Origin of the sequence: Acinetobacter sp. ABJ-A23_2 (genome assembly GCF_044538765.1) — a bacterium.
Lineage (GTDB): Bacteria > Pseudomonadota > Gammaproteobacteria > Pseudomonadales > Moraxellaceae > Acinetobacter > Acinetobacter nosocomialis_A.
This window is the reverse complement of sequence record NZ_JBIUCP010000113.1, coordinates 1-1,007: the sequence shown is the minus strand read 5'-3', so window position 1 is coordinate 1,007 and position 1,007 is coordinate 1. Positions and strand designations below refer to the sequence as shown.

Sequence of the window (1,007 nt, the reverse complement as noted above, 5' to 3'; positions counted from 1 at the left end):
TGATGGTTAAGGTGACTTGACTACCCGGTGTAACGTCTGTGGTGCCACCTGTAATATGGCCTTGAGTATCCACATCAACTGTGATTGAACCATCTACTCGGTCTAAACCACCTTGGTCTGGTGTATCTGGATTATTGTCATGATCCGTCTTCACAAGACTATCTTCAGCATTCACTGGTGTACCATTACGGTCAACCGCATCTGCTTTCACTGTTAACTCACCATCAGCAAAGCCTGCTGGCACTTCTGCTGTATAGCTACCATCAGGATTAACAGTAGCAGTGACTTGTTGCTCAAGTGGGTTACCCGCCTGATCATGACCTGTAATAGTTAAGGTGACTTGACTACCCGGTGCAACGTCTGTGGTGCCACCTGTAATATGACCCTGAGTATCCACATCAACTGTGATTGAACCATCTACTCGGTCTAAACCACCTTGGTCTGCCAGACTGTCTTCTGCATTCACCGGTGTGCCATTACGGTCAACCGCGTCTGCCTTCACTGTTAACTCACCATCAGCAAAGCCTGCCGGCACTTCTGCTGTATAGCTACCATCTGGCTGAACCGTTGCAGTCACTTGTTGTTCAAGTGGATTACCCGCTTGATCATGACCTGTAATGGTTAAGGTGACTTGACTACCCGGTGTAACGTCTGTGGTGCCACCTGTAATATGGCCTTGAGTATCCACATCAACTGTAATTGAACCATCTACTCGGTCTAAACCACCTTGGTCTGGTGTATCCGGATTATTGTCATGATCCGTCTTCACAAGACTATCTTCAGCATTCACCGGTGTACCATTACGGTCAACCGCATCTGCTTTCACTATTAACTCACCATCAGCAAAGCCTGCTGGTACTTCTGCTGTATAGCTACCATCAGGATTAACAGTAGCAGTGACTTGTTGCTCAAGTGGGTTACCCGCCTGATCATGACCTGTGATGGTTAAGGTGACTTGACTACCCGGTGCAACATCAGTCGTTCCACCTGTGATATGACCCTGAGTA

1 pseudogene is annotated in these 1,007 nt (G+C 47.7%); it reads right to left on the bottom strand.

Features of this window, described 5'->3' with window-relative positions:
- Window positions 1-1,007, bottom strand: a pseudogene (locus tag ACH63V_RS18080) (hypothetical protein); the annotation flags it as partial.